The organism is Streptomyces javensis (genome assembly GCF_039525925.1).
Taxonomy (GTDB): Bacteria; Actinomycetota; Actinomycetes; order Streptomycetales; family Streptomycetaceae; genus Streptomyces; species Streptomyces asiaticus.
Window position 1 is genome coordinate 7502 of the sequence record NZ_BAAAIF010000120.1, and the last position, 9302, is coordinate 16803.

The 9302-nt window shown below is 73.8% G+C and carries 8 protein-coding genes; 4 read left to right on the forward strand and 4 right to left on the reverse strand.

Annotated elements, in window-relative coordinates:
* The first annotated feature begins 386 nt into the window (after positions 1 to 386).
* Positions 387 to 1139: an ABC transporter permease gene (locus ABD329_RS45710; protein ID WP_198281697.1), complete on the forward strand. Its 753-nt coding sequence runs from the start codon at positions 387 to 389 to the stop codon at positions 1137 to 1139.
* 1 nt (position 1140) lies between these two features.
* Here the strand turns inward: ABD329_RS45710 and ABD329_RS45715 are convergent, their stop codons facing one another.
* Positions 1141 to 1896 carry a hypothetical protein gene (locus ABD329_RS45715; RefSeq protein ID WP_198281696.1) on the reverse strand — a complete coding sequence of 252 codons (756 nt, stop codon included), beginning with the start codon at positions 1894 to 1896 and terminating at the stop codon, positions 1141 to 1143.
* 160 nt (positions 1897 to 2056) lie between these two features.
* Here ABD329_RS45715 and ggt point away from each other — a divergent pair, with 160 nt between their 5' ends.
* Positions 2057 to 3985, forward strand: coding sequence for a gamma-glutamyltransferase (gene ggt, locus ABD329_RS45720; protein ID WP_246619116.1), 1929 nt, complete (start codon positions 2057 to 2059; stop codon positions 3983 to 3985).
* A gap of 90 nt (positions 3986 to 4075) precedes the next feature.
* Here the strand turns inward: ggt and ABD329_RS45725 are convergent, their stop codons facing one another.
* The 3 genes from ABD329_RS45725 to ABD329_RS45735 are packed head-to-tail and all read right to left on the reverse strand — an operon-like array spanning position 4076 to position 6566.
* Positions 4076 to 4633 (reverse strand): isochorismatase family protein, encoded by a 558-nt coding sequence (locus tag ABD329_RS45725; protein ID WP_344318034.1) that lies wholly within the window; start codon positions 4631 to 4633, stop codon positions 4076 to 4078.
* Positions 4634 to 4683: 50 nt separating this feature from the next.
* On the reverse strand, positions 4684 to 6138 hold the full coding sequence (locus tag ABD329_RS45730; RefSeq protein ID WP_344318035.1) for an MFS transporter: 1455 nt from the start codon (positions 6136 to 6138) through the stop codon (positions 4684 to 4686).
* The gene (locus ABD329_RS45735; protein ID WP_344318036.1) at positions 6135 to 6566 is read right to left on the reverse strand and encodes a MarR family winged helix-turn-helix transcriptional regulator; all 432 of its coding nucleotides are present in this window, start codon (positions 6564 to 6566) and stop codon (positions 6135 to 6137) included. The genes ABD329_RS45730 and ABD329_RS45735 overlap by 4 nt, the downstream gene beginning before the upstream one ends.
* A 165-nt stretch (positions 6567 to 6731) precedes the next feature.
* Between ABD329_RS45735 and ABD329_RS45740 the strand changes: the two genes are divergently transcribed.
* Both ABD329_RS45740 and ABD329_RS45745 read left to right on the forward strand, forming a co-directional pair.
* Complete coding sequence (locus ABD329_RS45740; protein WP_344318037.1) at positions 6732 to 8417, forward strand: serine/threonine-protein kinase; 1686 nt, start codon at positions 6732 to 6734, stop codon at positions 8415 to 8417.
* Positions 8418 to 8928: 511 nt separating this feature from the next.
* Positions 8929 to 9302 (forward strand): nitrilase-related carbon-nitrogen hydrolase (locus tag ABD329_RS45745; RefSeq protein WP_344318038.1); only part of this gene is annotated, 374 nt, incomplete at its 3' end.

Genomic DNA, 9302 nt, shown 5'->3' on the forward strand with positions numbered 1-9302 from the left:
ACTCCGTGCCGGGGCTCGGCCCCCGACTCCGTGCCGGGGCTCGGCCCCCGACTCCGTGCCGGGGCTCGGCCCCCGACTCCGTGCCGGGGCTCGGCCCCCGACTCCGTGCCGGGGCTCGGCCCCAGACCCCGTACCGGGGCTCCGCCCCAGACCCCGTACCGGGGCTCCGCCCCAGACCCCGTGCCGGGGCCTGGGGGCCCGGCCCCGGGCGTGGGCTCCGCGCCGGACCTCGAACCTGGGCTCCGCCCTCAGGCCCGGACCGGGGCCGTCCCGGGGCTCGGGGTCCAGGGGCGGAGCCCCTGGTAGCGGGAAGGGGCGGGGAGGGGAACAGCCCGCCGGACACCCCGCGCACCGTTCAGAACACCGACCCGACCCAAGGGCCTCTCATGACTCTTCTCGCCCACACCGGCATCGTCTTCGGCCGCTGTCTGCGCTCAACGCTTCGCTCGAAGACCAATCTCTTCTTCGGAATGCTTCAGCCGCTGCTCTTCCTCGCCCTCTTCGGTCCGCTGCTGACCGAACTCGACATGGGCGTCAGCGGATCGTCCTGGCAGACACTGGTCCCCGGTGTGCTCGTTCAGCTCGCCCTGCTCGGCGGGTCGTATGTCGGGCTCGGCCTGCTGATGGACCGCAACCTCGGGGTGCTGGACCGGATGCGGGTCACCCCGGTCAGCCCGCTGGCGCTGCTGCTCGGGCGCACCCTGCGCGATGTCGTCCAGCTGGTGGCCCAGTCGGTGCTGCTGGTGCTGCTCGGTCTGGCCTTCGGGCTGCGCGCGCCGCTCCTCGGCGTGCTGTTCGGGCTGCTGTTCGTCGCCGTGCTCGCGGCGGCCCTGTCCGCGCTCTCCTACGGGCTGGCCATGAACGTCCGTACGGCCCCGGAGTTCGCCGCCATCGCCAATACGGCGGGCATGCCGCTGATGCTGCTCTCCGGGCTGCTGCTGCCGATGACCCTGGCCCCCGGATGGCTCGCGGGCGCATCGCGCGCCGTGCCGTTCCGCTACACCGTCGACGCGGTGCGCCAGGTGTTCCTGGGGCACTACGCCAACACCACCGTCGCCGTCGGCGCGGCCGTCACCCTGGCCCTGGCGGCGCTGTGCCTGATGGGCGGGGCGCGCCTGTTCGGCCGGGTCCGCGGCTGACTCAGTCCTCCTTCGTGGCCGCCTTCGCCGCCGCGCGCGGTCCCACCGAGGTGGTCGCGGACTTGGTCACATCCGCGACCACCTCGACCAGATCCGGGCCGTACGCCTGCGAGTTGACCACCTTCAGCAGCAGGCAGAAGGAGCCCTGCGCGCCGTACTTGCGGGCCAGCCGGGCGCGGTTGCGGACGAGGTGGCGGACGGCGGCGCGATGGGTGACCGGCCGCTGGCCCGCGGCCAGGAAGACCGGGCGGCTGTCGTCGCCCGCCGTCAGCCGGGCCAGCAGCACATGCTCGACCGCGCCCGGATCCGGGCGGTAGTGGGTACCGGCGATGGTGAACATCCCCCGGTCCGTGCCGGAGTCGTCCCCCGGGTGCACGGTGACGCCCGGCAGTAGATTGGCCATATGGGCGGCGAGCCTGCGGTGCGCGGTCGGATCGCCGACGCAGAACTCGGTGCGCGCCCCGAAGCCCTGGAGCCCCGTGTCATGCGGGGCCACCTCGGTGTGCGCCCCGCAGTTCTCCACGACCGACGCCAGCCCCAGCAGCGCCAGCGCGTCATGGCGGGGGATGCTCCAGTGGGCCGAGGTGCTGTCCCGATGGGTGACCATCACACACTCCGAACCGTCCGGCAGACCGAAGAAGCGCTGCTCGCGGGCGCGCTTGCGGCGCGCGAACGCGGAGTGCACGGCCCACCCGGCGGCCAGACCCACGATCAGGGCGGCCGCGGAGGCGATCAGGTCCTGGAGAGTGTCTGTCATGGCCGCGCATCGTAGCGGCCGACCGGGTACACGTTCGAGCGGACGGATGAACGAACGCCGGAACGGACACATGAACGGATGGGGGACCGATCCACCCCTGTTGGGGGTGCGTGGCTCGCGGGTAGGCTCCGGCCCCTGTCGTTTCGCTTGGAGGTCACGGATGGGGCACGCCGCACGACCAGCCGCATCGTCAACCAGGTCCACCACCGCCGGGTCTGCCCGGTCCGCCGGGTCCGCCGGGTCCGCCGGGTCCGCCCGGTCCGCCGCGGCGGCCGTCCGGTGCCGGCTGCCCGCGCTCGCGGCCGCCGCCGGAATGGTCGCCGTACTGGGCGTCGTCCCGGCCGGTGCCGCCGGGCACGAGAGCGCCGACAAGGGCGCTCCGGCCAAGACACCCGTGGCCGTCGGCTACGGAGGCGCGGTCTCCAGCGTGGATCCCGACGCCTCGGCGGCCGGGATCGACGTACTGCGGCACGGGGGCAACGCGGTGGACGCGGCGGTCGCGACCGCCGCCGCGCTCGGGGTCACCGAGCCGTACTCGGCGGGTGTCGGCGGCGGCGGGTACTTCGTCTACTACAACGCCAAGCGGCACAAGGTCTCCACGCTCGACGGCCGCGAGACCGCGCCCCGCAGCGCGGACCAGAAGCTCTTCCTCGACAGGAACGGCAAACCGCTGCCGTTCGCCGACGCCGTCACCAGCGGGCTGAGCGTCGGCACCCCCGGCACCCCCGCCACCTGGAACGACGCCCTGAAGGACTGGGGCACCCGTTCGCTGGGGCAGGTGCTGAGGCCCGCCGAGCGGCTGGCCCGCGACGGGTTCACCGTCGACTCCACGTTCCGTCAGCAGACCGCCGACAACCAGGCCCGCTTCAAGGACTTCCCGGCCACCGCCAAGCTGTTCCTGCCCGGTGGCGAGCCCCCGGCGGTCGGCTCGACGTTCCGCAACCCCGACCTCGCCCGTACGTACGCGCTGCTGGCCAAGAAGGGCGTCGGCGCCATCTACAAGGGCGAGCTGGGCCGCGACATCGTCGACACCGTGCGCAAGCCGCCCGTCGATCCGAAGGCGCAACGCGTCGTGCGCGCGGGCGATCTGACCACCGAGGACCTGCGGTCCTACGCTACGAAGCGGCAGGCCCCGACCCGGACCGACTACCGCGGTCTGGACGTGTACGGCATGGCGCCCTCGTCCTCCGGCGGCACGAGCGTCGCCGAGGCGCTCAACATCCTGGAGAAGACCGACCTCTCCAAGCTCAGCGACGTCGACTACCTGCACCGCTATATCGAGGCCAGCCGGATAGCCTTCGCCGACCGGGGCCGCTGGGTCGGCGACCCCGCCGCCGAGGACGTCCCCACCGAGGGGCTCACCTCACAGCGGTTCGCCGACTCCCGGGCCTGCCTGATCAAGGACGACGCGGTGCTCAAGAGCCCGGTACCGCCCGGTGACCCGAACAACCCGTCCGGGCCCGGCTCCTGCGACACCCGGGGCCACGCCGCCCCGACCACGTACGAGGGCGAGAACACCACGCATCTCACGGTCGCCGACAAGTGGGGCAATGTGGTGGCCTACACCCTCACCATCGAGCAGACCGGCGGCAGCGGGATCACCGTCCCCGGCCGTGGCTTCCTGCTCAACAACGAGCTGACCGACTTCTCCTTCGCACCCGCCGACCCCGCCGTCCACGACCCGAACCTGCCGGGCCCGGGGAAGCGGCCGCGCTCGTCCATGTCGCCGACGATCGTGCTGGACGGCCACAAGCCGGTGCTGGCCCTGGGGTCCCCGGGCGGGGCGACCATCATCACCACCGTGCTCCAGACCCTGCTGAACCATCTCGACCGGGGCATGCCGCTGGTCGACGCGATCGCCGCACCGCGCGCCAGCCAGCGCAACGCGGCCCAGACGGAGCTGGAACCGGGACTGTGGAACGGCCCGGAGCGCGCCAAGCTCGAGGCGCTCGGCCACTCCTTCAAGCAGAACCCCGAGATCGGCGCGGCCACCGGGGTGCAGCGGCTGTCCGGCGGACGGTGGCTCGCGGCGGCCGAGACGGAACGGCGGGGCGGCGGCTCGGCGATGGTGGTGAGCCCCAAGCGCTGACCGCTGACCCCGAAGCGCTGACCGCTGACCAGGTACGTACGGCGGGCTCCGGTTCCGGAGCCCGCCGTACCCCTGTCTACCGGCTGTTCATCAGCCCAGCAGACCGATGATCGCGTCCGTGGAGTCCGTCTCCCCGAGCCGGGGGAAGATCTTCTCGACGCTGTTGCGGTGCGCCTCGGCGTCCATGTCCGTCATGGCGTCGGTCGCGAGGGTCACGTGGTACCCGTGCGCGTACGCCGCCCGGGCCGTGGACTCCACCCCGATGCTGGTGGCGATGCCGCCGAGCACCACCTGGGTCACCCCGCGGCGGCGCAGCTGGAGGTCGAGGTCGGTGCCGTGGAAGGCGCCCCAGGTGTGCTTGGTGACCACGATGTCGCCGTCCTCACGGCCGAGTTCCGGCGCGAGGTCGGCGAAGTCGGCCGGGAACTCCCCGCCGCCCCCGCCCCGCTGCGCCTCGGTGCGGCCCGGGGCCCCGGCCACCACCCGGACCAGGACGACCGGCAGCCCGCGCTCGCGGAAGGCGGCGGCCAGCCGGGCGCCGTGCTCGACGACCTCGGCGGTGGGGTGGACGGTGGGCAGTCCGGTGATGCCCTTCTGGAGGTCGACGAGGACCAGGGCGGTGTTCGGGTCGAGTGTGGTGGCGGGCACGGTGCCTCCTGGGGCGGGTCTGCGGGGCGTATGAGGGAACGGAGGGTGGGTCAGGTGCGGGTACGGGCGCGGGCGCGGCCGCGCAGGGCCCGGTCGGTGGCGGTCAGCACGAGCACCGCGAGGCTGAGCGCACCAGCCACCATGGCGATGCCGTGCAGCCCGGCGGCGGTCGCCCGCTGCCCGTAGAAGAGCCCGATCAGCCCGGCGGCGGTGATCGCGCCCAGGTACTGCGAGGTGCGCTGGAGCCCGGCCGCCGCGCCGACGCTGGTCGGCGGGGCCTGGGTGTAGACGGCGGCCTGGTTGCCCGTCGAGGACAGCCCCTGCGGCAGCCCGAAGAGGACCGCGGCCAGCAGCAGCGCGACCAGCGGGGTGGACTCGTCGGCGAGCAGCAGCACCCCGCTCCCGGCGGCGAGCAGGACGGCCGCGAGGACGAGCGGTGCGTAGATGCCCTTCGTACGGGCGCCGAGCAGCGAGCACACGGCGGCCGCGCCCGACATGGGCAGCATGATCAGACCGGCGCGGGAGGCGGAGTAGCCGTGCCCCTCCTCCAGCCACTGCGCGTATCCGTACATGACCATGTAGATGACCAGGTACGCCGTGCCGTGGCGGAGGTAGGTGAGGGCGAGGGAGCGGTTGCGGCCGATCATCCGCAGATCGATGAAGGGGCGGGGGCGGCGCAGCTGCCACCAGGTCAGGACGCCCGCGAGCACCAGGACGACGGGCAGCAGTGCCCAGTTGGGCCGCGCCAGGTCCATCAGGAAGATCATGAGGGTGGTGAGGGTGGCGGTGAACAGCGCGATCCCGAGCGGATCGAACGCCGCGCCCGCCGTCCTGGCCCCGGCCCCCGCCGCGCCGTCCTCCCCGCTCGCCATACGGGTCCTGGGCAGCCAGAGCAGCGCGAGCGTGATGCCGATCAGGGCCAGCGGCACATTGACCGCGAAGATCGCCCGCCATCCGGCGGTCGCGGTGAGCAGCCCGCCGAGCACCGGGCCGACCGCCGCGCTGCCGAGTGCGGCGAGCGAGAGCCGGCCGAGCACGGGACGCGGGGTCTCCCGTCCGGTGGCGAAGGACTGGGCGCGCAGCAGCGCCATCGCCGCCGGGTACGCCGCGGACGTACCGATGCCGAGCAGCACCCGCGAGGCGATCAGCCAGCCGAAAGCGGGCGCGAGCGCGCCCACCAGCCCGGCGGCGCACACCACGAGCAGCCCGGAGAGGAAGACCCGGCGCGGACCGAGCAGATCCGCGAGCCGCCCCATCGCGGGCTGTGCCACGGCGCTGGCGAGGTAGAGCGAGGCCACCAGCCAGGCGGTCTGGGCGGCGCCGACCCCGAAGTCGTGCCCGATGGCCACCAGGCCGGTGGCGATCATCGTGGAGTTGACGGGGTTGAGGACCGAGCCGATGAGCAGCGGGGCCATCAGCCGGGGGCCGAAGGGGTCGGCGGGGGCATGGCGCTCGCCCGCCGTCCCGGCCGCCGGTATGGCCGACTTTCCCGCGGTGTCGGTCATTCCTGGACCAGTCGCTTCAGTAGCTCGGTGGCCTCGACGACAGTGCGGCGCTCATCGGCGTCGAGGCGGGTCTCGATCGCGTCCAGCAGCCAGCTCTGCTTGGCCTGCCGTACGGAGGTGATCGCCTGGCGCCCCCGCTCGGTGCTCGAGAAGACCACCTGCCGCCCGTCGGTCGGATGCGGGGCCCGCTCCACCAGCTCCTGCTCCTCCAGCGCCGCCAGGATCATGCGCATCGACTGCGGCCGGACCAGCTCGGCGCGGGCCAGCGCGGCGGTGGTGGTCGGCCCTTCGTTGTAGAGCCGGCTGAGCACGGCGCGCTGGGAGGGGGTGAGCGCCCCCTGCGAGGAGGCCGCCCGCATACGGCGCATCAGCTGGGTGACGACGCCGGCGAGCTCGGCGGCGAGGTGTGTCGGATCATGCGGGGCCATGCCTGGAGCATAGGAAATCGACAGGCAAACTTGCAAGTTTGCCTGTTGTGTGCGGAGTAGGAAAAGCGCCCGTAGCACAGCCGTAACCGGTTCCGTAACACGCAGGGTGTCGAATGCGTGGCCTCGGGTTGTGCAACGTCCATCGTCCGAGGGGGAGGGGTGGCCATGGCGAGCGGGCAACTCCCGGCCGAGGTCGAGGAATTCGCGACGTATCTGCGGGGGCTGACGAGACGGCTGGACGCGGGGGCGGGCTGGTACGGCGTCTTCGCCCTGCGCGACCCGGACGGGCTGCGGGCCTGTCTCGACGGCCTCGAGGTGCCGCCCTGGGACCTCGTCCAGTCCCTGCTCCAGGACCTCTCCGCCCAGCACGGCCCCGGTGCCGCCCAGGAGGCGGCGTCCCGCGCGGCGACCCTCTACCGCGCGTCGGTCGCGGCCCACGACGCCGGGCCCGGCCGCCGCGAGGCCCTCCGGGACCGCCTGGACGGCATGCTCCACCAGCGCCGCAATGCCGCCCGACGCGCGGCCGACCTCCGGGCGGCCCTGTCCACCGCCGAGGACCCGGCCGCCCGGAACCGCCTCGCCGCGGAGCTGGCCTGGGCCCACGACGACTATCAGCGCGCCACCGCCCGTACGGAAGAACTCCACGCCCGCCTGGCCGCGCTTCCGGGTGTGTCCCGTCCCGCGCAGGCCGCGGCGGCGGGACCCACGCCACCGAGCCCGCTCGCGGGTGCGCCCGCGCCCGCGACGGGCGGGGTTGGGCGGGGAGAGCGCCCGCAGGGGGCGGTGGGGTTCGCGGTGGCGTACGAAGGGGAGGGCGGCGGTGCGGAGGTGGCCACCGGCCCTGGGGCCGTGCCACTCAGGCGCGCCGCGCGCGACCAGGATGTGCGGCAGCCCGGCGGTGCCCAGCACCAGGGCGACCCAGCATCGGCCGGGCCGGTAGTCGCCGGGGGCGCCGAGTCCAACCGGCCCTCGGCGGCGTCCCCCGGCCCGGTCACCGACCAGCACGCTCCTGCCCCCGCGAGACCTCGGCCGCGCGGGGCGCGGTTCGCGGGGGTGGAGGAGGCGGACGCGGCTCCGCGGCCGCGCGGGGCGCGGTTTGCCGGGGCGGGGGATGAGGGTGCCGCGGTGGTGCCGACCCCGGTCCTGCCCGCGCCTCCCTCGGCGGAGAGCGGAGCCGAGGTACGTGCCACCCCGCGTGGGGCGCGGTTTGCCGGGGCGTATGAGGGCGAGGACGGCGGCAAGCGTCGTAAGCGGGACCGGGCGGCGGACGACGGACGGCGGCTTGCCCGCGAGGCGGCGGAGCGCGCGGCGGCGCGGCATGCGGCCCAGGAGGCGGTCGCGCGGCTGGGCCGACTCCGGGCGGAGGGCCGCTCCGGCGAGGCCCACGTCGTGCTGTACGAGGCCGCCGTCTGGCCCGCCGCGCGGCTGCCGGTGCTCGCGGACGAACTGGAGCGCGCCGGTCTCGGGGCCGATGTGTCCACGCTGCTGTGGGAGACGGCGTGTCTGCCGCCCGCACAGCTCGCCGCGGCCGCCGGGGCGCTGTTCGCGGCGGACCGCGAGGCCGACGGCGAGGGGTTGTTACGGCAGAGCGTCTCGCGGCCCGTCCCCGAGGTGGCCCACACCGCGAAGGCGCTCCTCGCGGCGGGAGCCCCTCGCAGGGCCGCGTTCCTGCTGGAAGCGCTCGTACGGGCCCGTACGCCGGAGGACGCGGCGCGAGCGGCGGCCGAGGATCCCGCCACGCTGGTGCCCCTGCTGCTCGACGCGGCCGCCGGGGTCTCCTCCAGCGCCCACCACGACCTGGCCCACGCCCTCCGCACCGCACGCCTGCCGGGCGTTCCCGGCCTCGCCTGACCCTGACACGGGGGCGGGGGGCGCGGCGCCGCCGCCGGGCGCCGGGCCGGTGGGTGTGGCCGCCCATGGCGGCCTCCCCGGCCGAGGGCTGAGGACGATGCAGGACTGCGGGGTTTGGGGTACCCCTATCGAAAACGTTTGACGAATTAGTTGCTTCAGATCAAGCGTTTTTTCGAGGGACACCCCGAGGGGCCGTCAGTCCGGCATCGGCCCCAGCTCCCGGGCACGGATGCCGCCACCGGCGCCCGCACCCACCGGCCCGGGGCCCGGCGGCGGCGCCGCGCCCCCCACCCTGCTGCCCCGCTGCTCAATCGCGCCGAAGGCGCGAGACGAAACCCGCACCCGACCGGGCCGAGAAGCCCGTACCGATCTGAACCCCAGACCCGACAAAACACGAAACGTGATCGTCTTCGTTGAGTAACGGCGGCGGTATTGCCAGAGTGGTCAGTGCGCTCTTACGTTCTTCACAGCCCGGAATCTACGTGCGTAGACACAGGTTGAGGAGCTGATCATGGCCAACCTCGTACGTGCCGCTCTCGTCCAGGCCACCTGGACCGGCGATACCGAATCGATGATCGCGAAGCATGAGGAACACGCCCGGCAGGCGGCCGCTCAGGGCGCCAAGGTGATCGGCTTCCAGGAGGTGTTCAACGCGCCCTACTTCTGCCAGGTGCAGGAGGCGGAACACTACCGGTGGGCGGAGGCGGTGCCGGACGGGCCGACCGTGCGGCGGATGCAGGCGCTCGCCCGGGAGACCGGGATGGTGATCGTCGTCCCCGTCTTCGAGCTCGAGCAGTCGGGCTTCTACTACAACACCGCCGCCGTGATCGACGCGGACGGCAGCTATCTGGGCAAGTACCGCAAGCACCACATCCCGCAGGTCAA